Source organism: Streptomyces sp. NPDC058650 (genome assembly GCF_042717315.1).
Classification (GTDB): domain Bacteria; phylum Actinomycetota; class Actinomycetes; order Streptomycetales; family Streptomycetaceae; genus Streptomyces.
On record NZ_JBHXRL010000009.1, the window covers coordinates 14,067 to 37,012 of the forward strand.

The 22,946-nt window shown below is 71.4% G+C and carries 22 protein-coding genes and 1 pseudogene; 13 read left to right on the forward strand and 10 right to left on the reverse strand.

Annotated elements, in window-relative coordinates; translation table 11 throughout:
* The first annotated feature begins 63 nt into the window (after positions 1-63).
* Together ACFWWU_RS17865 and ACFWWU_RS17870 are read left to right on the forward strand one after the other, a co-directional pair.
* A complete protein-coding gene (locus tag ACFWWU_RS17865; RefSeq protein ID WP_384145950.1) occupies positions 64-1,296 on the forward strand; it encodes a PP2C family protein-serine/threonine phosphatase in 1,233 nt (410 codons plus the stop codon).
* 93 nt (positions 1,297-1,389) lie between these two features.
* A complete protein-coding gene (locus ACFWWU_RS17870; RefSeq protein ID WP_384145954.1) occupies positions 1,390-1,875 on the forward strand; it encodes an ATP-binding protein in 486 nt (161 codons plus the stop codon).
* 77 nt (positions 1,876-1,952) lie between these two features.
* Here the strand turns inward: ACFWWU_RS17870 and ACFWWU_RS17875 are convergent, their stop codons facing one another.
* A complete protein-coding gene (locus ACFWWU_RS17875; RefSeq protein WP_384145957.1) occupies positions 1,953-2,210 on the reverse strand; it encodes a WhiB family transcriptional regulator in 258 nt (85 codons plus the stop codon).
* Between the two features lie 696 nt (positions 2,211-2,906).
* On the opposite strand from ACFWWU_RS17875, the gene ACFWWU_RS17880 reads away from it, so the two are divergent.
* On the forward strand, positions 2,907-3,332 hold the full coding sequence (locus ACFWWU_RS17880) for an SsgA family sporulation/cell division regulator (RefSeq protein ID WP_384145960.1): 426 nt from the start codon (positions 2,907-2,909) through the stop codon (positions 3,330-3,332).
* A 69-nt stretch (positions 3,333-3,401) separates the two neighbouring features.
* On the opposite strand, the gene ACFWWU_RS17885 is transcribed toward ACFWWU_RS17880, so the two are convergent.
* Entirely contained in the window at positions 3,402-3,824 is a 423-nt protein-coding gene (locus tag ACFWWU_RS17885) for an ATP-binding protein (RefSeq protein WP_384145963.1), read from the reverse strand.
* A gap of 170 nt (positions 3,825-3,994) precedes the next feature.
* On the opposite strand from ACFWWU_RS17885, the gene ACFWWU_RS17890 reads away from it, so the two are divergent.
* On the forward strand, positions 3,995-4,852 hold the full coding sequence (locus tag ACFWWU_RS17890) for an RNA polymerase sigma factor SigF (protein ID WP_384145966.1): 858 nt from the start codon (positions 3,995-3,997) through the stop codon (positions 4,850-4,852).
* A gap of 72 nt (positions 4,853-4,924) precedes the next feature.
* Here the strand turns inward: ACFWWU_RS17890 and ppk2 are convergent, their stop codons facing one another.
* The 3 genes from ppk2 to ACFWWU_RS17905 all read right to left on the reverse strand — a co-directional run bounded on the left by ppk2 (position 4,925) and on the right by ACFWWU_RS17905 (position 6,909).
* Positions 4,925-5,884 (reverse strand): polyphosphate kinase 2, encoded by a 960-nt coding sequence (gene ppk2 / locus ACFWWU_RS17895; RefSeq protein ID WP_384145969.1) that lies wholly within the window; start codon positions 5,882-5,884, stop codon positions 4,925-4,927.
* Entirely contained in the window at positions 5,881-6,105 is a 225-nt protein-coding gene (locus ACFWWU_RS17900; RefSeq protein ID WP_384145972.1) for a hypothetical protein, read from the reverse strand. Before ACFWWU_RS17900 ends, ppk2 begins: the two co-directional genes overlap by 4 nt.
* Positions 6,106-6,228: 123 nt before the next feature.
* Positions 6,229-6,909, reverse strand: coding sequence for a DUF4230 domain-containing protein (locus ACFWWU_RS17905; RefSeq protein ID WP_384145975.1), 681 nt, complete (start codon positions 6,907-6,909; stop codon positions 6,229-6,231).
* A 180-nt stretch (positions 6,910-7,089) separates the two neighbouring features.
* Here ACFWWU_RS17905 and ACFWWU_RS17910 point away from each other — a divergent pair, with 180 nt between their 5' ends.
* The 4 genes and pseudogenes from ACFWWU_RS17910 to ACFWWU_RS17925 all read left to right on the forward strand — a co-directional run.
* Positions 7,090-7,749, forward strand: coding sequence for a VanZ family protein (locus ACFWWU_RS17910; protein ID WP_384145978.1), 660 nt, complete (start codon positions 7,090-7,092; stop codon positions 7,747-7,749).
* Positions 7,750-7,802: 53 nt separating this feature from the next.
* Positions 7,803-8,885: a YihY/virulence factor BrkB family protein gene (locus ACFWWU_RS17915; protein ID WP_384145981.1), complete on the forward strand. Its 1,083-nt coding sequence runs from the start codon at positions 7,803-7,805 to the stop codon at positions 8,883-8,885.
* Between the two features lie 378 nt (positions 8,886-9,263).
* Positions 9,264-9,650: a hypothetical protein gene (locus ACFWWU_RS17920; RefSeq protein WP_384145984.1), complete on the forward strand. Its 387-nt coding sequence runs from the start codon at positions 9,264-9,266 to the stop codon at positions 9,648-9,650.
* 20 nt (positions 9,651-9,670) lie between these two features.
* Positions 9,671-9,999, forward strand: a pseudogene (locus tag ACFWWU_RS17925) (hypothetical protein); the annotation flags it as partial.
* A gap of 91 nt (positions 10,000-10,090) precedes the next feature.
* Here the strand turns inward: ACFWWU_RS17925 and ACFWWU_RS17930 are convergent.
* Complete coding sequence (locus tag ACFWWU_RS17930; protein ID WP_384145987.1) at positions 10,091-11,110, reverse strand: MASE1 domain-containing protein; 1,020 nt, start codon at positions 11,108-11,110, stop codon at positions 10,091-10,093.
* 117 nt (positions 11,111-11,227) lie between these two features.
* Positions 11,228-12,070, reverse strand: coding sequence for a PP2C family protein-serine/threonine phosphatase (locus ACFWWU_RS17935; protein WP_384145990.1), 843 nt, complete (start codon positions 12,068-12,070; stop codon positions 11,228-11,230).
* Between the two features lie 886 nt (positions 12,071-12,956).
* Here ACFWWU_RS17935 and ACFWWU_RS17940 point away from each other — a divergent pair.
* Both ACFWWU_RS17940 and ACFWWU_RS17945 read left to right on the forward strand, forming a co-directional pair.
* Positions 12,957-13,172 carry an SDR family oxidoreductase gene (locus ACFWWU_RS17940; RefSeq protein WP_384145993.1) on the forward strand — a complete coding sequence of 72 codons (216 nt, stop codon included), beginning with the start codon at positions 12,957-12,959 and terminating at the stop codon, positions 13,170-13,172.
* Between the two features lie 30 nt (positions 13,173-13,202).
* Positions 13,203-13,640, forward strand: a complete 438-nt coding sequence (locus tag ACFWWU_RS17945; protein ID WP_384145996.1) for an NUDIX domain-containing protein — start codon at positions 13,203-13,205, stop codon at positions 13,638-13,640.
* Between the two features lie 69 nt (positions 13,641-13,709).
* On the opposite strand, the gene ACFWWU_RS17950 is transcribed toward ACFWWU_RS17945, so the two are convergent.
* Positions 13,710-14,825, reverse strand: a complete 1,116-nt coding sequence (locus ACFWWU_RS17950) for a hypothetical protein (protein ID WP_384145999.1) — start codon at positions 14,823-14,825, stop codon at positions 13,710-13,712.
* A 701-nt stretch (positions 14,826-15,526) separates the two neighbouring features.
* On the opposite strand from ACFWWU_RS17950, the gene ACFWWU_RS17955 reads away from it, so the two are divergent.
* Positions 15,527-16,435: a hypothetical protein gene (locus ACFWWU_RS17955; protein WP_384146003.1), complete on the forward strand. Its 909-nt coding sequence runs from the start codon at positions 15,527-15,529 to the stop codon at positions 16,433-16,435.
* Positions 16,336-16,662 (forward strand): tyrosine-type recombinase/integrase, encoded by a 327-nt coding sequence (locus ACFWWU_RS17960; RefSeq protein ID WP_384146709.1) that lies wholly within the window; start codon positions 16,336-16,338, stop codon positions 16,660-16,662. Before ACFWWU_RS17955 ends, ACFWWU_RS17960 begins: the two co-directional genes overlap by 100 nt.
* A 197-nt stretch (positions 16,663-16,859) precedes the next feature.
* Here ACFWWU_RS17960 and ACFWWU_RS17965 read toward each other — a convergent pair whose 3' ends face one another.
* Positions 16,860-17,813, reverse strand: coding sequence for a helix-turn-helix domain-containing protein (locus tag ACFWWU_RS17965; protein WP_384146006.1), 954 nt, complete (start codon positions 17,811-17,813; stop codon positions 16,860-16,862).
* 124 nt (positions 17,814-17,937) lie between these two features.
* Here ACFWWU_RS17965 and ACFWWU_RS17970 point away from each other — a divergent pair, with 124 nt between their 5' ends.
* Positions 17,938-22,125, forward strand: a complete 4,188-nt coding sequence (locus ACFWWU_RS17970) for a S8 family serine peptidase (RefSeq protein ID WP_384146009.1) — start codon at positions 17,938-17,940, stop codon at positions 22,123-22,125.
* Between the two features lie 479 nt (positions 22,126-22,604).
* Here the strand turns inward: ACFWWU_RS17970 and ACFWWU_RS17975 are convergent, their stop codons facing one another.
* On the reverse strand, positions 22,605-22,943 hold the full coding sequence (locus ACFWWU_RS17975; protein WP_384146011.1) for a hypothetical protein: 339 nt from the start codon (positions 22,941-22,943) through the stop codon (positions 22,605-22,607).
* Positions 22,944-22,946: the final 3 nt, after the last annotated feature.

A 22,946-nucleotide genomic window follows, 5' to 3' on the forward strand; every position in this document is an offset into this window, starting at 1 on the left:
TTGCGACGGACCGGTCATCTCCACAACTCTCCAGAAGGCGGTACGGATCCGGTGGATCGACACGTGACAGTGGAAGGCGCACTGCGCGGGGCGGCACCACACCTCCTCCTGGACTCCCTCCGTACCAGTCTCGCGCACCTGTACGCCGCGACCTCCGCCGACCTGCTGCTCGTCGACTACGGATTCACGACCCTGTGCGCCGTGGAGCCCGTCCAGACACCTGCCGGGATGCCGCACGCGCCCGTGGACGCGGGCCCCGCCGGCCGCGTCTTCCGCATCCAGCAACCATATCTTTTCCGTGATGTCGGGCCCACGGCGACCGTTTACCTGCCCGTCACGGTCCGCGGCGACCGGTTCGGCGTCCTGGTCGTCGTCCTGCCCGCGGACCGGTCCACCCCGGAGACGACCGCGAGCCTCGCCCGGGTCGCCGAGACCCTCGGGCACGCCCTGCGCGTCGCCGACCGACACACCGACCTGTACCGCCGCACCCGCAGGACGCACGCCCTCAGCGTCGCGGGGGAGATGCAGTGGGACACCCTGCCGGGCCGGGCCTGCGCCGGACCGGCCTTCGACCTCCACGCCCACTGGGAGCCCGCCTACACCTCCGGAGGACACCTCCTGGACTGGAGCGCCACCGAGCGGGACCTGGTGATCGCCGTCGCCGACGGCGCCGGCCCCGGCACCCCGGCCGCCCTGGCGAGCACCCTCGCCCTGACGGCGATCCGCAACGCCCGGCGGGCCGGGCTGGACCTGGTGACCCAGGCCAGCCTCACCGACCAGGCGCTCTACGGGCAGTACCGCGGCGAGCACGCGCTCTCCGCCCTGCTGCTCCGGCTCGACCTGACCACCGGCGAGGCCGAGGTGGTGGACGCCGGGTCGCCGACGCTCTGGCGTGTCCGCTCCACCGTGACCGAGCGCATCGAACTGGACCGCCAACTGCCCCTGGGCATGTTCGAGGACACCGTCTACGCACCCCAGCGCCTGCGCCTCCTGCGCGGCGACCGGCTGGTCTTCGTCGCCCACGGCACCGGAGAGCAGACGGCCGGCGACGGGCACGAGGCGCCGGACGGGCCCGTCGCCCGCGCCCTCACCGGCGCACGCCGCCGGAAGGGCGCGGACGTCCCCCGGGCCGTCATACGGGCGCTGCGCGGGACACCCCGTGGCGCGCCGGACGCCGTCCTCGTACTCTGTCTCGACTGGCTCGGCCACGAGGCCGGGACCCCGGGCGAGCGACGGCACGGGGGGACACGCCGACCGCGCCGGCGTCCCCTTGACGGGCTGTCGGCGGGAGTGTGATCCGTGTTGCGGGCGGTGGGGGAACCATGAAGAGGGGAAAGGCGGGTACGAGGAGCCCAGCCGCCGACCCAGGACGAGGGGAGTACCAGCGCCATGACGGACGCGATCACCGCGGAGCGCGCGGTCCCGGAGCACCTGCTGACCGCGGGTGCCGTCTACGGCGACGCCTCCCGCGGCGGGGCGATCGCCTCCGCCCGCGCCTTCACGGCCGAGTTCCTCGCGGCCGCCCCGAGCGTGCTGCCCGGACCGGTCGGTGAGGAGCGCGTCGAGCTCGCGCAGCTGGTGGTCAGCGAACTGGTCACCAACGCGATCCGGCACACGGCCGGCCCCTGCCGGCTCCTCCTCGAACTGGGCCGCGACATCCTGGAGATCTCGGTCTTCGACCAGGAGGCCGCCGCCCCCGTGCTCCGCGGACACGACCCCCGCCGCATCGGTCAGCACGGCGTCGAGATCGTCGTCGCCGTCTGCGAGAGCCTGACCGTGGAGCCCGCCCCGGAGGGGAAGCGGGTCCGCGCCCGCCTCTCCCTCCTGCCGGAGTACGCCGCCACGGCGAACCCGCCGGACCGGCGATCGGGCTGACGCCGCGCCGACGCACCGGCCCGCCGGGCGCACCACGGCCCCCCGGGGACGCCGGGGGGCCGTGATCCGGCGGCCGGTCACCGGCGGTCGTCCGCCCGGCGGCGGGCCCGACGTTCCAGCGAATGCCGCTCGGCCTCGGTCAGGCCGCCCCACACGCCCGACGGCGGGTGCGGCTGCGCCAAGGCCGAGCGCAGACACGGTTCGCGTACCGGGCAGCGCCGGCAGACCCTCTTGGCCTCCTCCGCCTGGGCGAGGGCGGGGGAGCCGGTCCCCACCGGGAAGAACAGATCGGGGTCGACCTCTTGGCAGGCCGCGGCTGCACGCCAGATGTCCATGTGAGTCTCCTGGCATAGGAGTAGGGATTCGTGTCCCCGTTCGCCTGACCGTTCGTCCGTCCGTGAAACCCGGGCGGGACCGTTCAGGGGCATCACCGGGGCCCTCGCCGCGGACCGCGGGGGACGGGCGCGACGCTCCACCACGCCATCGCCACACCGACACAGAACACCAGGACCAGCGTGACCGGCACGACGGAACCCTTCCCGGAGCGGACCGCGTTCGAGGATCCGACTGACCGCGAACCCCACGCCGAAACGCCTTCCCCCGTCATGAATCCGGAGGGCCGGGGAACGCGGAAGGGACAGTGACGTCCACGCCGCTCCCCAGGCTGGGAACGTGCATCAGGAGTCGCACACGGAGGAAGTCGAGGGTGTTCTCGGTCGACGTCGGACAGGGGGAGCGGGGGACACCGCGTGCTCCTGGAGCAGATCGTCCGGCAGGCGCCGCTGCATGAGGGTCCTGGACGGAACGGCCCGCGCGACAGAGGAACTGTCGCCGGAGGACCTCGTGGTCTCCGTCCTCCTCGCCGACCGCGAGGCCCTCGTCCCGCCGGGTCCCTGACGGCCTTTCACAACCTTCACGCGATCGTGACACCATCGGCACATCCGCCACGGCGGCACGAGGTGTAACAGCGACGGGACGGGTCAAGCGGACACCGCACCCGCTCGCTGACAGCCCCTCAGCCGGAGGACCCCATGCCCCAGCACCCCGTCGCGCCGCTCCCCGCACCGCGCGTCCTCACCCAGCCCATGGCCATGGAACTGCTCACCCCGAACGTGGCGGTCCGGATCGACACCACTGTCGGCTACGACTCCCGCGACCCCCACGCCCTGAGCATCGCCTTCCACCTCCTCGGCGAGGACCCGGTGGTGTGGCGCGTCGACCGCGAGATGATCCTCGCCGGATCGCTCCAGCCCACCGGCGACGGCGAGGTCCGGCTCCGTCCCGCCCCCGACGGCGGACTCCTCCTGCGGCTCGGGCAGGCGGGACAGCGCGCCGTCGTCAGGGGCGAGCAGGAGGCACTCGGCCGCTTCGTGCGCGACACCTTCGTCCTGGTGCCGCAGGGCACGGAGGAACGCCACATCGACTGGGGACCGCTGCTCGCGTCCCTGAGGCGCTGAAGTGCGGTGCGCCGGACCGCCGTACGGGGATGACACCCGTCCGCGTACGGGGCCCGTGGAGCGGCTCCCTCAGCCGGGATGGCCAGGGGCGGCCGGGCGGAAACAGGCCGTCACGTCCTTGCCCCGCGGACAGAGGCGGGTCCGCACGTCGTCGGCGAGCGCGTCGACCAGGAGCAGTCCGCGCCCACCCAGCGCGCCGTCGTCCGGGCTGCGCTGCTCGGGCACCAGCGGCGAGGCGTCGTGCACGGTGACGTGCAGGCACTCCTCGTCCCAGGTGAGGATCAGCTGCGCGTCGCTGTGGGCGTGCACATGGGCGTTGGTGACGAGTTCGGAGACCGTCAGCACGACGGAGTCCGCCACGCCGGGGGCGGTACGGTCCCAGCCGAGCGCCGCCAGGTGTTCGCGCGTCCAGTCCCGGGCCGTCTTCACGCTGCTGCCTATCGGCAGCGACCGCGCCCAGCCGACGGCCCTCATCGAGGGATCCCGTGTCATGACTCTCCTTCGGACGACCAGTTTGAGGTTCCGTCTGCCCATCGACCGGGAGAAAGGAACCGACCGATAACACGCGAGGAGTTGGTGGGTGTGGACGTGCGAAGTCCGGGTATGCGAGCAGCCTCAGGGCCACGCATCCCGATGAGGGATACACGTGAAAGGGGAAAGGTGTGACGATCACCACGATGTCGACCACGGGAGTCCAGTCCGGAGCGGGGACGCTGCCGCAGATCCCGGACACGTTGGCGGTCGCGCCCAAGGACGCGAGGGCCCTGTCGAAGGTCTTCTTCCAGGAGCTCGCGACGCTGGAGGAGGGGACGCACGAGTACCAGTACGCGCGCAACACCCTCATCGAGATGAACATGAGCCTGGTCCGCTACGCCGCCGGACGGTTCCGCCACCGCGCCGACGAGATGGAGGACATCGTCCAGGTCGGCATGATCGGCCTGATCAAGGCGATCGACCGGTTCGAGCTGTCGCGGGAGGTCGAGTTCACCACCTTCGCCGTCCCCTACATCGTCGGCGAGATCAAGCGGTTCTTCCGGGACACCTCCTGGGCGGTGCACGTACCCCGCCGGCTCCAGGAGGCGCGGGTGGAGCTGGCCAAGGCGACCGAGGAACTCAGCACCCGCCTCGGCCGGATGCCGACGGTCAAGGAGCTGGCCGACCTGATGAGCCTCACCGAGGAGGAGGTCACCGAGGCGCGGCTGGCCTCCAACGGCTACAACTCCTCGTCGCTGGACGCCGCCCTCAGCGGCGAGGACGAGGACAGCGACGCCTCGCTGGCCGACTTCATCGGCAGCGAGGACCCCGCCATGGCGCTGGTGGAGGACTTCCACTCGCTGGCCCCGCTCATCGCCGACCTCGACGAGCGCGACCGCCGGATCATCCACCTGCGGTTCGTCGAGGAACTGACCCAGGCTCAGATCGGTGAACAGCTGGGCTGCTCGCAGATGCACGTCTCGCGGCTGCTCGCGCGCACCGTGAAGCGCCTGCGCGTGGGCCTGCTGGGCACCAGCGCCGGCTGATCCGGCCGGCCCGCACGGCTCCAGGGTTCTCGCACTCGACACGCGTCGGGCGCGAGAACCCTGGAGCCGTTCTCATGCGGGCGGGTGCTGGCCCCGGCCCACCGGAGGGCCGGCCAGCGGCGTGGGGGAGAGCGCCGACGGCTCCTCTCCCGGTTCCAGGAGGGTGTCGGCGGCGCCCACGATCAGGGGATCGGGCCGGCCCACGGTCTCGGCGTCCTTGCTGGCGTAGTCGATCCGCCACAGCAGATAGCGCATCGCCTCCAGCCGCGCCCGGCGCTTGTCGTTGCTCTTGACGACCGTCCACGGCGCGTCGGCGGTGTCGGTCGCACGGAGCATCTCGATCTTCGCGGCGGTGTACGCGTCCCACAGGTCCAGCGAGGCCAGATCCGTCGGCGACAGCTTCCACTGGCGGACGGGGTCCACCTGCCGGATCGCGAACCGGGTGCGCTGCTCCGCGCGGGAGACCGAGAACCAGAACTTGACCAGGATGATGCCGTCCTCGACCAGCATCGACTCGAAGGCAGGGCACTGCCGGAGGAAGAGCGCATGCTCCTCCTCCGTGCAGAAGCCCATGACCTTCTCGACACCCGCGCGGTTGTGCCAGGAACGGTCGAAGAACACGATCTCGCCGCGCGCCGGCAGGTGCGGGACGTACCGCTGGAAGTACCACTGTCCCGCCTCCCGCTCGGTCGGCTTGTCCAAAGCGACGATCCGCGCCCCACGGGGGTTCAGCCGCTCCGTGAAGCGCTGGATCGTGCCGCCCTTGCCCGCGGCGTCCCGCCCCTCGCAGATCACGACCAGCCGGGCCCCCGTCTCCTTGACCCAGCGCTGCAGCTTCAGCAGCTCGATCTGCAGGACCCGCTTGGTCCGTTCGTACTCCTGGCGGCGGACCTTTCGGTCGTAGGGGTAGTTCTCGCGCCAGGTCCGGATGGGTCCCCCCTGCGCGTCCAACAGGACGGGCTGCTCCGGCTGGCTGGTGTCCACGCTCAGCCCGGCCAACAGGTCGTCGGCGGGGTCCTCGGCGTCGCTCATGCGTCGGCTCCTTCGGCCGGGGCGCGGCCGGAGTGGCCGGGAGTGCGGCGCTCCCTCTGGAGCCGGGCCTCGAAGCGGTGTTCGTGGCCGCCGGCCAGGGCCGGGACCGCGGTGCGCTCCACGGTCTCCAGGGCCTTGGACAGCGAACCGAGGGCCTCGGCCGTGGTGGCGTCCGGGGCGGCGGGGCCGGGGCCGTTCCGGTCGTCGTCGTGAGTGCTCATAGAGGCCCCTTGCCCCGTCGGCGGACCGACACGAGCGTGACAGCCGACACATCACCCGGACGGCGCGGTCGGGTCGGAGGGCGCCCCGCCCCGCGGAACGCCCTCCGGCCCGGCGGATCCCGCTCAGACGAAGGTCACGGTCACCCGCTTGAAGCCCAGGCCCCGCAGCAGTTCCCGCAGCATCGCGGCGGTGTTCCGTTCCGCCCGGGACGTCAGGTCGGACTCGCGGGCCGCGTCGCCGATGCGCTGGGCGGCGAGGACGTGGACGGCCTGCTCGCTCGCGGGGTTGTCCGAGAAGAGGTCGCCGATCCGGTCGAGCAGACCGCGTTGCTTCGACACGGCGTACGACCGCTCCGGATCGAGAGCCGGGTCGGCCAGCCGGGCGTGCGGCAGCCGGAGGGTGGCCTCGGTCCGGTCGGCGTCGACGGTCACGGCGTCGTCCCCGAGGCGGCCGAACTCGACGTAGGAGGCGACGCTGCCGCTCGCCACGAACAGGGTGCGGGTGCCGCGGACGGCGTCCGGCAGGAACCGCGCGTCGTGCTCCAGGTCGACCACCACCTGGTAGGTCCCCGCCGCACCCTCGTACCGGCTCAGGTCCTGGACGGACTTCAGGACGGCGGGGCCGGAGCGGTCCTTCACGTCCGTCCCGAAGACGTCCATGCCGGGGATCCGGAGGAACTGGCCGATCAGCATGAGGGCGACGGCGAGCGCGAGCAGGACGACGACGGCGAGGCGCCACCTCCCTCCGGGGCGCTTCCACGAACGGCTGGCCGGCGCGGGTCTGTTCTCGGTCTCTTCTCCCATGCGGGCCGGATGCCCGAGTCCGCCACTCTCACACCCAACTCCGTTCGAAACACGCTCTGTTGGGGCCCGAGGGGAGGGTGGTTCGGAGGTGAGCGCCCCGGGGACCGCAGGGCATGCGGGCCCCTGGAGGGGGTACGTGGGATCCGTTCGCACGAGGACACCAAGGGGAGGAGACGGCTCATGTTCGGTCGGAGAGCGTCGAAGGGGCGGGGCGGTGCGCCCGCCGGAGGGGACGGGGACGACGGGGGAGACGCGGAGGGTGCGGGCGGCGTGGCGCCGGCCGGAGGGAGCCCGGAGCGGAAGGAGCCGGACACCGCGGCGCCCCAGGCCGCGGTCCCGGTCCGGCGCGGCCCGGGTCGGTTCGTGCGGACGCTCGTCGCCCTCACGGCCCTCGCGGGCATGGTGGCGTTCGCCGTGGTCCTGGCCCGGCTGACGCTGGAGGCCTCGCCGGCCTCCGTGCCCCTCACCCACAGCAACCTGACGCCCGGGCGCTCGATCGAGGCCTACCTCGGCCGGCCCGCTTTCGTGGACACCGTCAAGCAGCTCGGGGGCAACATCCTCCTAGGCGTCCCCTTCGGGATCCTGCTGCCGCTGCTGTCCCGCAAGGCACGCGGCTTCCTCCGCGTCGCGCTCCTCACCGCGGCCACCATGCTGCTCGTGGAGCTGGTGCAGGGGGCGCTCGTCACGGGCCGCGCCTTCGACATCGACGACGTCCTCCTCAACACGACGGGAGCGCTGCTCGGCTACCTGACCGTCGGCCGGCGGCTGGGCCGGGCCGTGCACCCGCGCCCCCGCCCCCACTGGTGGCAGCGCCGGCGCCCGGCCCGTACCTCGCCATGACAGCCGGGACGGCGGGATCCGGGGGACCGGCCGAGGGGGGCACCCGCCGGGGCATGGCCGAACGGAACTTCCCCGAACGGCGGGCTCCGGAGTCCCGGACCCCGCCCCCCGACCCGTCCGACGCCGAGGGCCCCGGGCCAGGCCCCGGCGTCGAGGAGCGCGCCCCCGATTCGCCCGCCGACCTCCCCAGGGCCTCCTGGTTCGCGGTCCTGAAGGGGTCGGTGCGCGAGTTCACGGACGACGAGCTCATGGACCGGGCGGCGGCGCTGACGTACTACGGCGTCCTGTCGCTCTTCCCCGGACTTCTCGCCCTGGTCTCGCTGCTCGGGATCAGCGGGCAGCGGACCACCGACGGGGTGATGGAGAGCCTGCGGGAGCTGGCGCCGGGACCGGCCCGCGACGTCCTGGAACAGGCGCCGGCGGCCCTGAGCGGCAACATCGGCCCCGGCGCCGTCATGGCCGTGGTCGGACTCCTGGTGGCGCTGTGGTCCTCGTCCGGCTACGTCGGCGCCTTCATGCGCGCCGCGAACCGCGTCCACGACGTCCCCGAGGGCCGCCCCGTGTGGAAGTTGCTGCCGATCCGGCTCGGCATGACGGCGGCACTCATGCTGATGGCCGCCGCGGGCGCCCTGATGCTCATGGTCAGCGGTGACGTGGCACGCCGGACCGGAGAGACGCTGGGCGTCGGCGACCGCGCCCTGACGGTCTGGTCGGTGGCCAAGTGGCCCGCCCTGCTCCTGCTCGCCGTGGTGATGATCGCCCTGCTGTACTGGGCGAGCCCGAACGCCAAGGGCCGTGGATGGCGCTGGATCACCCCGGGCAGCGTGCTCGCCCTGCTGATCTGGATGGCGGCCTCGGCGGGCTTCGCGGTGTACGTCTCCGAGTTCGCCTCGTACAACCGGGTCTACGGCACCATGGCCGGCGTCGTCGTCTTCCTCGTCTGGCTGTGGATCAGCAACCTGGCCGTGCTGCTGGGCCTGGAGTTCGACGCCGAGCTGCTGCGCCGGCGCGCGGTGGCCGGCGGCATGCCGCCGGACCGGGAACCGTACGTCAGGCCGCGCGACACGCGGGCGTGGAGCGACGAGGAGCGGCGCGAGGCAGGCCTGCCGGAGAAGTCGCACCACCACGACGGATGAGCACGACGGACGGGACCGAGGACCGCCGCCGGCGCGGCGACCCGGGCTCGCGCAGGGACCCAGGTGATCGCGTATGTGTCGATGGCTCGCGTACCGGGGCGAAGAGAGGCTGATCGACCGGACGCCCGCCAGTCCGTCGAAGTGACGGTGATCACGGAGGCCCAGGGGTGAGCGCTGCGTAGGCTTACCGAGTCATCGCGATGGCGGCCGGCTGAGCGGGCGAAGCCCTCCCATCGCCACCTGATGATGCGTCAGGAATGCGACTCGTAATAGGGTAAGGAAACAGCCCTTGACCTGCAAAAACGCTCCTTCTTCAAGGAATGTGACTGCATCAAGCCCACCCGCTGCCCGCATCCGTACACGATTCGCTTCAGGGACGTGCTCGGCAAGCAGCGCGAGGAGTCCGGGTACGACACGCAGGACGACGCGATCGAGCGCCTTACGGCGATCCACGCGGAGAAGGAGAGCACGGCGCCATCCGTCGCCGAAGCCCGCCGTGAGCTGGGCCGGCAGACGGTCGAGGAATGCGCGAAGCAGTGGCGGCCCCGGCAAGGCAAGAGGACGGAGTACTCCACGGGCGAGCACGTCGACAGCTCGATCAATGCGCACGTTGTTCCCCGCCTCGGATCACGAAAGCTGAACTCGGTCACGCCGATCGTCGTCGAGCGCTTCTTGGGCGAGTTGGGGGCAGGCGGCAGAGGCGGAGCCAGGAAGCGGGCCGCAGGAGCCGGGCCCGGCACCAGTTGGTGTTCATCGACCGGCTGACAGCCACGCTGATCCATCTGCACCATGCGACCGCCGCACGCAACGAAGGCGTCGCCGTCTGCTTCCAGCACTTCTCGGAGGTGGAAGTGCTTCTGGACGACGGATGCCTCGGTCTCTGACGCGACCACCCCGGACAGGCCGTCACGCCACCCAGGAAACGAACAAGATCGCTTTGTCGCACGTGCACGCAGCCAGAGAAGAGGCCCGGCACAACCACTCATCGAAACGCGTCACCGTCGAGCACGCGCTCGCCGACCACAAACGCTGGAAACAGCTGACCCGCTGGACCCACCGGCGCGAAGTTCTGTCCGACGCCTACCGGGCCATCGCCGGTCTCGTCTCCGACCGCAAACACGCACCAGCTCGTGGGCGCCGGACAGTTCCCATGCCTTGCAGGCGTTGTACGGCTCCTGATTCCTGCGTCGGCTCCGGCGCAGGTGTCACGGATCCCGGTGCCCGCTGGGTGGGGCTGCCCGGCTCTCGGCGGTGCCGGGTGGACCCGGTGAGGGCTCGCCCGCCGCGAGGTGCTCCAGGACCTCCGCCAGTTCCTGGCAGGCGCGGCGCACCGACCGGCGGGTCGCACGCTGCTCGGTGATGACGGAGGCGAGAAGCAGGGCGGTCAGGGCGGCGGAACCGTTGAACGCTTGGAGCTTGGCCATGATCTCGACGTCCGTCAGGTGGAGGAACGCGCCCCGCCCGGAGGTCGCCTCGAAGGTGGTGAGCACGGAGGCGAAGAGCGCGCACAGCATGCTTCCGGCGAGCTGGAAGCGGAGCGCTGCCCAGATCAGCAGGGGGAAGACGAGGAAGAGCATGCTCATCGGGCTGAGCACGGCCATGGGCATGAGGACGAGGGTCGTCAGCCCCAGAAAGGCCGCCTCCTTCCAGCGCCGTACCCGGAACCGTCCGGCCGGCCCCGCGAGGACGAGCAGGAGCGGGGCGACGAGCAGCACCCCCATCGTGTCGCCCACCCACCAGGCCAGCCAGACGGGCCAGAACTCGCTCTTGTCCAGGGAGCCCTTCGCCACCTGTAGTCCGACCCCCGCGGTCGCGCTGATCAGCATGGCGCCGAACCCGCCGAGGAAGACCAGGGAGAGTCCGTCCCGCAGCCGCGCCATGTCGAGCCGGAAGCCGGCCCGTCTCAGCAGCAGGAAGGCGCAGAGCGGCGCGACGGTGTTGCTCACCACGGTGACCACTGTGGTGGGCCCCGGAGCGGTGAGGGAAGCGATGACGAGGAAGGAGCCGAGGGCGATCCCAGGCCAGACCCGCGCGCCGAACAGCAGCAGGGCGGCGACGGCGACGCCGGTGGGCGGCCAGATGGGGGTGACCACCACGCCTTCGACGACGAGGCGGCCCATCAGGCCGAGTCGTCCGGCCGCGAAGTAGCAAACCGTCACGGCCAGCGACATCAGAGCCGCCTCCGTAGAGGGCCGGAACTGCCGAGTGTCCAACACGTCAGCCATCAGACACCGGCCGGGCCGCCACGACCGGGCAAGGACCCCTGCGTGTCGGGCGCCGCCGTACGGCACGGGCCCAGGCCGCTCCGAGGACCGACCCGGCCCGAGGAGAGCCCCCTCCCCTCACTCCTCGGCCGCCGACCTGGCCGGACCGCCGTCATGGCCGACGACCAGGACGGCCGCGTCGTCCTCGTGCCCCACCGTGGCCGCCAGCTTCATGACGGCGGTGGCGAGCGCGTCGACGTCCAGCCCGGCGACGGCGGTGATCCCGGCGAGCCGCGTCACCCGGTCCAGACCCTCGTCGACGTGGAGCGAGGGCCCCTCCACCACCCCGTCGGTCAGGAGGACGAAGACACCGTCGGCGGTGAGCCGGTGGCGCGTGGCCGGGTAGTCGACGCCGCGGAGCACACCGAGCGGAGGCCCGCCCTCGCTGTCGTCGATACCGGAGCGGCCGTCGGTGGTGGCCCAGATGTAGGGGATGTGACCGGCCCGGGCGCACTCCAGGGTGCCGGCAGCGGGGTCGAGCCGCAGGAAGGTGCAGGTGGCGAAGAGGTCGGCGCCCAGAGAGATCAGCAGGTCGTTGGTGCGACCGAGCAGCTCTCCCGGGTCTCCGCTGACGGAGGCCAGCGCGCGCAGTGCCACGCGGACCTGTCCCATGAAGGCGGCGGCCTCGATGTTGTGCCCCTGCACGTCTCCGATGGACATGCCGATCTGCCCGCCGGGCAGGGAGAAGGCGTCGTACCAGTCACCGCCGACGTTGAGCCCGTGGTTGGCGGGCTCATAGCGGACGGCCAGCCGGGCGCCCGGAAAACTGGGCAGGTCCGAGGGCAGCATGTCGCGCTGCAGGGCCACGGCGAGCTCGACACGGGAACGCTGCGTCTCGGCCAAGTCCCGCGCCCTGGCGGTCAGCGTCCCGAGCCGGACCAGAAGGTCCTCGCTGTTGTCGGCCGGCCGTCTGCGGAACATCGATCACTCCGACGTCACGACAATCCTCGCATCACTCCGTCCCGTCTCCAGCACGCGGGACCACAGGGGACCACCTCGGTACGAACAGGTCCTTCCCCACTCTGCCCGGAGGGGACGGCGTCCGCATCTCATCGGCGGAGAACGCGGCGAATCCCAGCGGGGCCACCCCACACCGCCGGAAACGGACAGCGGTTCGGCGAGATCGAAGGCATCGCCCCGCCCCTGACCTCCGTCCGGACCAGGCAGGCCGGCGCCGCGCGACTCGCCGGGCGGTCACCCGCCGCACCCGGCGCCCGGTGCCTGCCTGACCTGGCGGCAAGGCACCGGGAGGCCCCGAGGAAGCCGGGCATGACCACGAACCACACCCTCGTCCCCCGGGCGCGAAGCGTTCTGCGCCGGTCCTCCTCGCCGCCGGCGCGGCCGTCGGCCTGCTCGGCGCGCTGCCGGGCACGCCGGCCGGTCTCGCGGGCGCCGCTCAGCACACCTTCCGGTAGGGGATGCCGGGCAGGTACGTCCGCCACTCGGCGGGCGAGAGCGTCCCTCCGGCGCGGCGGCACACCTCGGTGACGGCCCGCGCCGGGTCGATGTCGTACGTCTGGGCGGGACGCGCGCCCCCGCCGCGTGCAGGATGTGGCCGTCCGCGCCTCTCAGGGCATCGAGGTGTAAGGCCCGCCGTTCCTGAAGTCCGCCTTGCTGCTCCCCGCGGGCGAAGACCGAGAAGATCATGTGACCTATGTGGACATCCGCGAAACGGCAGATCCAGCCGCCACGCCGGTGATCGGGCGGAGGGCGCCGGAGGCATGGCTCCCGCGTTGCCTGAGACGGGACCCATGCGTCCGGATGGCAATCGTGGCCGCAGGCCGGCACCTGGACGCACCTCGCGCGCTTGTATGTAAATGGGACACCTCCTGCAGCTGATGAACCGAACGCCCTCCCCGCCCGGCACCGTGCGCGGCCGGAGGACCAGATCAAGCGCCAGTGCGTCCCGCGCCGTGGCCGGCCCGAGGACGTCGCGGCCCTGGCGGCGTTCCTCGTGGGCCCCTCCGCCTCGTTCATCACGGGGCAGTTCGTCCACGTCGACGGCGGCCGGCTGCTCCACTGAGACCGTCAACAAGCAAGGAGACGAACCGAAATGATCGAACGAGTCCGAGCCGTCCTCGTCACCGCCGACGACACGATGCTGGTCATCCGCCGCACCAGGCCCGGCATCCCCGAGTACTGGGTCCTGCCCGGCGGCGGCGTCGAACCCGACGACGAGTCCCGGGAGGCCGCCCTCCACCGGGAGATCCACGAGGAGATCGCGGGAAAGGCCAATATCGTCCGCCTCCTCCACACGATGGAGACCGACGACGAGCGCCAGCTCTTCTACCTCGCCCGCATCGCGACCTGGTCCTTCGACGACCGCACCGGTCCCGAGTTCAGTGCCGAAGGCCGCGGCGAGTACGCGCTGGAGGAGGTCCCGCTGACCTTGGAGGGGCTCGACGGCATCGACCTCAAGCCCGAGGAGATCGCCCACGTGCTGAGGGGAGCCATCGGCGCCGGAAGCCTCGGAGTCGAGGCGTCGCTCTGAGCCGGCGTGTACGTCGTCCTGCCGCAGGGACCGGCTCTGAGATGAGCCGGTCCCTGCAGCCTTCCGAGGTCAGCGCGGGGAGCCCGGAGGCGGCTCCTCGTCCTGCCCCGGCAGCAGCCGCAGGGCGAGGACCGAGCCGTCGGAGTGGACGGAGACGGGGCCGCCCCAATCCTTGTCGAAGGTGAGGCGGGGGCGGACGTGGCGGCTCGCGTGGACGAGGGCGCGGTACTCCTCGACGTCGCCCCGGGCGAGCAGACGGAAGACCTCCGCGTCCACGCCGGAGAACGCCTCGACGCGAGGGCCGTTCAGACGGAAGACGTGATCGGTACCGACGTACTCGTTGCCGAAGAGAGTGTGGGCGGCGTCCTGGATGCTCATGCTGGCCGCGTGCTCGAGGCCGGTGAACCGTTTGCGGCCCTGCCGATCGGTCAGGTGCCGGGCCGTGGCGTGGCCGGATCCCGTGAAGGCCATGAGCCCGGCCGCCGTGGTGTGGGCCAGTGACTCCTGGAACCAGGCGTATTCCTTCGCCTGCACGTGGCAGCCCCGTACGGGTTCCGGTGCCACCAGGCCCTCGGTCGGCGGGTGGATGTCAGGCATCACGTTCGACTGGAACGGTGGGGCGTTCAGGTTCGGCTCACGGCCTTCCGCCGGGGACAGCCGACCTCCGCTGCCGAGTGCCTGGAGGGCGTGGACGGTCATCGTGCCGCCGTCCGTCGGGAGCTGCGTGCTGAACAGCAGGCTGGGGGTCTCGTTCCACGCGCCGATGTGGACCGCTTCGGCGTGGGCCGAGGCGGAGGCCAACTGCTCGGCGGAGGTGGCGGCGTCGCTGTGATTGCCCTTGCATGCGAGGGGGATGACGAGGGACGGCTCTTCCGGCCGCCAAACCTCGGCAAAGTACTGGGGGCGGTAGCGGTATTTCACCTTCTCGCCCTTGTCCCTGGTGGTGAGGGCCCACCCCGCGCGTAACGCCGTGTCGGCGGGGACGATCGTCACCGCGTGGTCGGGGAAGCGGCTACCCAGCATGTGCTCGGTGAGCGTGAGCGCGAAGCCGATGCCGAGTTCGCCGGACTGCAGCGACTTGTAGTGGTCCGCGATGCGGTGGCCCTCGTCGGTGAGGCCGAGGAAGGAGTGGCGACCGCCCGCCAGGGCCTGGGTGTACTTGAGCGCGCCCCAGTGGTTCGCCATCGGGCTGGACCGTACGGAAGGGAGGAGAGGCGCACGCAAGTGCGCAGGGGCGCGTGACCTTGGCTTCGGCCCGGGCGGGGCGGCGTCGGCGCCTTGGCCCCGCCTCGCTCGCGAGTTCCGCGCTGCCGAGGGGCCTCGGGCGGGCGGCCGGTAGCGAGCCGACTTCCGGGGCTGTCGATCGGCTGATGGCCGAAGGGGCCGTGTTCCATGAACCAGAGGGATATCGGTGCCCGACAGGTCGGTGGTGCGTGGACGCACGTCGTCCGTGTGTGGATCTCCCTCGCGTCTGATGGCTCATCAGGTAAATCAGCATTCGGTCAACACGGGCCCTCGGGTGTTCCCGGAGGATTGCCCGAACAGGTGTCGGTGACGGCGCGAAAGCCCAGGTGGGGAACCCGTATCGCCCGGCCGGAGCGATGTTCCTCACAAACATGGGACGGGGGTGTCGGTGTAAAGTCGGGGCCGCCCTTGACCTGCAGAAAGCAGGCAGGGAGCTGTCTCAGAGGAGTCCTGCATGCTGCGCACTCTGTTCAAGTCCAAGATCTGACTATTTGGCGTCGCCGCAGGTCAGGGGCATCAGGTGCCCCCCTCAAGTCAGCAACTGGTCAGCATGCGTCCCGGGACGTGTCCCCGCTTGCTGACCTTCGACCTGCAGTGCGGCGCCTGAGCACGGTTCTTGGGCTGGAACGGATGGTGCGTACATGGCCCGACACCTCGCCCGCGGCAGGGGGTCCTTCTTCAAGGACTGCGATTGCGCGAAGCCCACCCGCTGCCCCCATCCGTACTCGATCCGTTTCCGGGACGCGCTCGGCAAGCAGCGGGAAGAATCCGGGTACGGAACGCAGGACGACGCCATCGAACGCCTCACGCAGCTGTACGCGGAGAAGAAGACCACAGCGCCCTCGGTGGCAGCGGCCCGCCGTGAACTGGGTCAGCTGACGATCGTGGAGTATGCGAAGCAGTGGCGGCCCCGGCAGCGCAGGGTGACGGACTACTCCACCGGCTGGCACGTCGACAGTTCGATCAACGTGCACATCGTGCCGCGTCTGGGATCGAGGAAGCTGAACTCGGTCACGTCGATGGTGGTCGAGCGGTTCCTGGACGAGATGGAGAGCGACGGGGTCGGCCGGGGAAATCAGGTGAAAATATTCCGGGTCCTGAAGACCATCCTTCGGGACGCCTACGCCAAGGGGGCCATGGCAGACGATCCGGTGAAGGGAGTCCAGGAACCGGAATACGTGCGTGAGCAGGTTGCTATCCCACCCCTCGCCTACGTGAAGAAGGCGCTGCTGGTCGCCGACGAGGATCTCGCGCTGGAGATCGTCATGATGACGGGGTGCGGCCTGCGCAATGGCGAGGCGCGGGCGGTGAACATCAACAACGTCGTAGCGCGGGACGTGTACCGGGTGCGCGAGCAGATCCACTCCAACACGCTGAAACCGGCGAAGCTGAAGCACCGCAAGACGGGGGATTCCGGGAAGTGCCCCTGCCGCGATCGGTCCGGGAGGCGATCGAGCGGTACGAGGAGAAGCACGGCGCCACGTCGGAGGGCTCCCTGCTGCGTGGCCCGGGCGGCTACTTCACCGAGGGCATGGAGCGGCGCCGGGTGAAGAAGCTTTTCGCAGACCTTCCGCCGGAGGAGGGCGTCGGGATGTACGGCTTCCGCCACTACTTCGCCTCGAACGCTCTCGGTAGCGGCATCCCCATCACCGATGTGGCGGAGTGGATGGGGCACAAGTCCATCGAGGAGACGTACCGTACCTACCGGCACCTGGTACCGGGCAACATCACCAAGACCGCCCGGATCCTGGACGCCGGCCTCTGGGAAGCAGCCTGATTGCGCCGTTTCCGGGAGCAACAGGTTCTTCGTCTGCTGGTGGTACAGCCGATGAACCCGCACTGACCAGTGCGATTGGTCGTATGTTTCGTTTCTTGGAGGGAGTTGGTCCGGGAACGGTCCGGGTGCCTCCCAAGCGCTCATGGCCGTGGGCGGCATCACCGCCAGGTCCTCGTCGGCCCTGGCCCGGCGGCGGGTCAGATCCAGCCCCGGCGTGCCGCGACGACGCCGGCCTGGAAGCGGTTCACCGAGCCCAGAAGTTCGTGGAGGCGGCTCATGCGCCGACGCATGGTGCGGACCGACCAGCCCAGCTGGCGGGCTATGGCCTCGTCCTTGAGGCCGCTGACCAGCAGGGTGAGCACCAGACGATCCTCCTCGCCGAGCGGGTCCTCGGCGGGGGCGTCGAGCGGCAGGGCCTGTTTCCAGCACAGTTCCCAGTAGTCGGTGAGGGCGTCCAGCAGCGTGGAGGGGCGGATGACCGCAGCGCGCACGCCGTCGAGGTCCAGGGAGAGCGGCATCAGCGCCAGCCGGCGGTCCGCGATGGCCAGTTTGATTCGCAGGCCCGGCATCACCCGGGCCTGCTCGCCACGGCGTACGAGTCCGCGGATGTCCTCGAGCACCCCCGGCCACTCCAGCGCTTCGGGGGCGTAGACCGCGCGGTAGCGCACGCCGCGCCCCAGCGCCGTGCTCTCCACCGGGTTGGAGGTGGTCAGTGCGTACGGCGGCCGGTCCAGTGTCATGACGTCCTCGCGCGCTTCCTGCTGGAGGCGGACGAACCAGCGGCCGAGCGCCTCGCGGCCGGTGGCGATCTCCACCTCGTCCTCCCCGGCGGTGCCGGCCTGGGCCGCGGCGAAGAGGCGGGACAGCTCGCCCGCCGCCGAACGGACCCGGTCCAACTCCGCTGTTCTGTTCCGTATCAGGGACTCGACCGCGGCTCCCGGCTCGATCGCCGCGTACCGGCGGCGGACCCCCGCGAGCCGCCCGACCAGGCCGTGGTCGTGCAGCCGGTCCAGCGCCCTGGCGGCGCGGAGGGGGGAGCAGCCGAGGTCGGCGGCGAGCTCGGCAGGCGCCGCCGTACGCCGGGTCAACACGGCCCGGTAGACGCTCTCGTCGAACGGATCGATGCCTGCCGCGGTGAGGTCGCTCGTCATATGCGGATCCTGGCCCACTTGTGCCAGGGGCAGCAATGGGCCGTCAAGATCCGTTGTACGGAGAGTGACTTCGGCGCTAGGACTTCTTCCCATGGCCAAGAACCCACGAAGAAGCCGACGTCTGGTGGCTGCCACGGTCACCACCGTCGCGCTGGCCGGGACGCTCACCGCGACACCCGGCACCGCGACCGCGAAGTCACCCGACTCGAACCAGCGGGTCATCGTCGAGCTGTCCGGAGACGCCGCCGTGGCAGCCGCCCCCGGCGGCTCGCTCACATCCCTGGCCGCCGGCGCCACCTCCGCCGTCGGTGACGCCCGACGGGCCCTGGCGGTACGGCAGGACGCCTTCGTCAGGACGGCACGGCAAGCCGGACTGCACCCCGCCGCACCCCGCGGACTCGGGCTGCTCGTCAACGCCGTGGCGATGACGGTGCCCGCCTCCGAGAGGGCACGGCTGGCCGCGCTGCCGGGCGTCATCGCCGTCCGGCCCGACACCCGGGTACAGGTGCGCACGGACATCAGCATCCCGCTGACCGGCGCACCCGACGTCTGGAAGCGCGAGGACCCGGCCGGGGTGAAGGCCACCGGCAAGGGCACCGTCGTGGCGGTCCTGGACAGCGGCGTGGACTACGGCCACCCCGACCTGGGCGGCGGCTTCGGCGAGGGCCACAAGGTCGTCGGCGGCTTCGACTTCGCCAACGGCGACGACGACCCGATGGACGACAACGGCCACGGCACCCACGTCGCGGGCATCATCGCGGGCAAGGCGGCCAAGGAGGGAGGCGTCACCGGCATGGCGCCCGACGCGCGCCTGCTCGCCTACAAGGTCACCGGCGCCGACGGCAGCGGCTACACCTCCGACATCATCGCCGGCATCGAGGCCGCGGCCGATCCGAGCAACCCCCACCGGGCCGACGTCATCAACATGAGCCTCGGCGGCCCCGGTGACGGCACCGACCCGCTGGGCCGCGCGGCGACCGCCGCCGTGCGGGCCGGAGTGGTCGTCGTCGCGGCGGCGGGCAACGCCGGACCCGGCAGCGGCACCATCAGCACACCGGCGGCGGCCGAGGGCGTCATCGCGGTCGGCGCCTCCACCAGCGGGCTGCGGATCCCCAGCGCGTACCTGGCGGGCAAGGAGCCCGAACTCATCCAGACGTACCGGGGCGTCCTGTCCGCGAACCCGCCCCGGAATCCGGTCACCGCGCCGCTCGTGGATGTCGGCGCGGGCACCGTGGAGGACTGGCAGCGGGTCGGTGACGTACGAGGCAAGATCCTGCGGGCCGACATGCTCGTCGCCCCCAGCACGGACGTCCTGAGCCAGAGCGACATCGACTGGGCACGCGAAGCCGAGAAACGCGGCGCGCTCGCCGTGCTCGGCGGCCTCCCGGCCCACGACGGCCCCGTGCTCGCCGCCGCCCCGGGAACGGTCGAGGCCCGGGAGACCCCCGCCCGCCCCGACCTCACCCGGACCGCCGCCTCCGGTGACTCGTTGCGCATGGACCGCCTGGTCGTCATGGGCATCGACACGACCCAGTACGCCCAGCTGAGCCGTGAACTGGCCGCCGGAGAGGTGTCCGTCACCCTGCGCGGCACCGACTCCACCGACGAGATCGCCTCGTTCTCGTCGCGCGGACCCGGCACCGCCTTCGGACTCAAACCCGACCTGGTCGCACCCGGTGTGGAGATCCGCTCCGCGATCCCCACCTCGATGTACGAGCCCGGTGTCTACCGCATGTCGGGCACCTCGATGGCGAGCCCGCACGTCGCCGGAGCCGCCGCCCTGCTGCGCCAACTGCGCCCGGACCAGGACCCCGACGGGATCAGGTCCGCACTGGTCGGCACCGCGAAGGAGCTCGCCGGCACGGGCCCCACCGTCCAGGGCAACGGACGGCTCGACGTGGCCGCCGCGGCGTCGGCCACCCTCACCGCCTTCCCGACGAGCGTATCGTTCGGCCTCGCCGACCTGGCGGACCGGACCGTCGGCGGCACCGCGAAGGTACGTCTGGCCAACCCCGGCGAGAAGCCGCTGGCCGTCACCCTCGGCAGTACCGGCCCCACCGCCGTGTCTCCGTCGCGGGTGACCGTCCCTGCCGGGGGGTCGGCAACCGTCACCGTGACCCTGCGGGCCGACCGCCCGGCCACCGACACGGAGATCAGCGGCCGGATCACGGCCACCCCCGCGCACGGCCCGGCCCTCCGGGTGCCGTACCTGCTTGTCGTCCGGCACTTGGTCGTCCAGGCGTCCCCCGACCCGAGCGACGGCCGCTCCACCGTGCACATCGCCGCCCCGGCCGCCCTGAACGCGCCGCCGGAGATCAGGGTCACGCCACCGCACGGCAAGGCCTTCACACTGCCCACTACCATGAACGGCGCCGGGTACTACCAGGCCGACGTGACCGGGAAGGCGGCCGGCGCCTACCGGTTGGCCGTGCGGGCCACGACCACCGACGGCCGGCGGATCACCGGAACCAGCGCCTTCGAGGTCACCCCCGCCCGCAGCCGCGGCGACCGCTGGGAGCCCATCGGCCCGAACAGCGAGGCCGGTCACGTCGCGCTCTCGCCCGCCCGGCCCAAGCAGGCCGTCGTGACCCAGTTCCGGAAGGCCGCCCCCTGGCTGACCACCGACGGCGGCGTCAACTGGCGCCAGGTGGGCAGGCTGCCGATCGCCGACGGCAACGGCACCGGAGCGGTCGTGGTCGACGCCCACCGCCCCGATCGCTGGTGGTACGCCGTGAACACGGCCGCCGACCCGACCCGCCGGGGCACGATCCTGCGTACGGATGACAACGGCCGCACCTGGCGCAAGCTCGACGTGCCCGACGCGCACATCGACGAGTTCGTCGCCGACGAGCAGACCCGTACCCTCGCCGCGATCGTCGACGGCACACTGCTGGTCAGCACGGACGCGGGCGACAGCTGGGCGACGTACCCCACCGGCGTGACCGACGTCCGCGACGCCACCCTCACCGGCGACACCCTGTACTTGGCGACCTTCGACAGCGTCTGGCGCATCGACGGAGTCGGCAAGGGCGACCCTGGTACGGCGCACCTCGTCCTCGACGAGCCGGTGAACACCATCCGCGGCATGGCGGCCGACTCCACCGTGGTGGCGGCGTACGTCCCTGGTACGGGCGTCCGCGGCTCCTACGACAAGGGCCGCACCTGGTCCACCCTGCTGCCCCTGGCGCAGGGCGGCAACGGACTGTCCGCCTCCGGCGGCGACGTGTACCTGCGCGCGCTGTTCGGCGCCGGGCAGGTGAGCCGCGACCATGGCAAGACCTGGAAGCCCGTGCCCGCGCCCTCGAAGGCGGCCATCGCGATGGACTACGACCGCTGGGCCGACGGCTCGGTGACGGTGTCCAGCGAACAGGACGGCCTGTACCGCGGCTCGGCCGACGGCACCGGATACCGGAGGATCGGCGTCCAGGGCCTGACCACCCTCGCCCTCGCGGTCGGCGGGGACCAGCTGCTCGCCGGAACGGTGAGCGGCACCTACCGCACCACCATGCCCGTCGCCGGCCCCGAGTGGGGCCAGTCCGGGGCGGAGGGCATGACCGGTCGTCTCACCTCGCACATCGCCGTCTCGCCCGAGGACACCAAGGTGGTGTGGCAGGTCCGGCGCACCGCGACCGGCCTCTTCGAGGTCTCCCGCAGCGGCGACGCCGGCCGGACCTGGCAGGTGAAGGGCACGTCGTCGGAGATACCGACCTCGCTCCTGGTCCACCCGGCCGACCCGGACCGGGTGGCGATCAGCTTCAGGAGCATCTTCGGCGACGGACTCTTCTCGACCTCCGACGGCGGCAGGACGTGGAAGAACCTCTTCCACGAGAGGTCCTTCGATGCCATGGCCGGTGACCCGCGCGACCCGCGGCGCCTCTGGCTGGGCAACGCCTCGGGCCTCTACCGCTCGGACGACGGCGGCGTCACCAAGACCAAGGTCGCCGAGGGCCCCGTCTCCGCGATCGTGATGGACGGCCGACGCCTGGTCGTCGGCGGATCGTCCGTCCGGGTCAGCACCGATGACGGCAGGACCTTCCGCACCGCCGACACCGCCCCGCTCGCGGTCCACGTCTCGGACCTGCTGCGGGTGAACGGAGCGCTCTACGCGGCCACCGCCCGCTCGACCGCGTCCGGACTCGTCCAGGGCGGCCGGGGCGTACTGCGCAGCACCGACAACGGCCTCACCTGGGAGAACATCTCGAGCGGTCTGCAGAACACCGACACCACCAAGCTGGCCGCCGCCCCCGACGGCCGTACGCTCTACGTCGGCGCGGTCGACGGCGGGGTACACCGCCTGAAGCTACGCCGCTGACCCATCCCGCACATGACGAGTACGACCACATGACCGGCGCGAAAGGCCCTGGGTCGGTCGATGCTCGTGCGCGTGGCCGGCGGGAGAATCGCCCGCCGGCCCCTCTCCTTCCGTGGGTAGGGAGTGTCTGTTCGCCGTCCCGTGCTCAGGCTCCCTTCGAGGAAGGGGCCCGGGGAGAGGCGCCTGCTGGGTGAAATCCCGGCTCAGGCGCCTCTTTCTCTGACCCTGGAAGAAGCCGGGCTTCTTCGGCGAGTAACTGACCAGCAGGTTGCTGTCCACTGATAGTGCTCCAGCATCATCTTGTGGACCAGGTGTGATGGCGGCGGCGGAGTGGGTTGATCACTGGTTGCAACAGGCTCCGGCCTTCTCAGGGGAGACGCTGGAACGACTCAGGGAGCACCTGACGGAGAGCGAGGACGACTGACCACCAGGTCTGTGCGGCCAACCCGAGCTGGCGAGGCTCGAAGCCGGCTCGGGCATCAGGCCACGGAGGAATCCACTGCGGGTCGCCTACCGAGGAGACTCCTGCTGGCTGCTTCCCGCGCCCCCCAGCCCGCACCACGCCACGACAGAGCGGTGGCCCGGGCGAGGGTGTGGAGCACGTCCCAGAGGGTCACTTCGAACTGCCGGGGCAGCTCTGTCGGCAGGATCGGGACGAGGGCGGGCTTCCGGCGGAGCGGCTCGTCCTCGTTCTCCTTCCGCTTCTCGTCGTCCTCCGCGATGGCGGCCTTCACCTTTCCGACGAGCGCGTCATCGGAGTGCACGGAGACGTTCGAGGGCTGAGTCAGGTCCTGGAGTACTTCCTCGGTCGGCTTCAACAG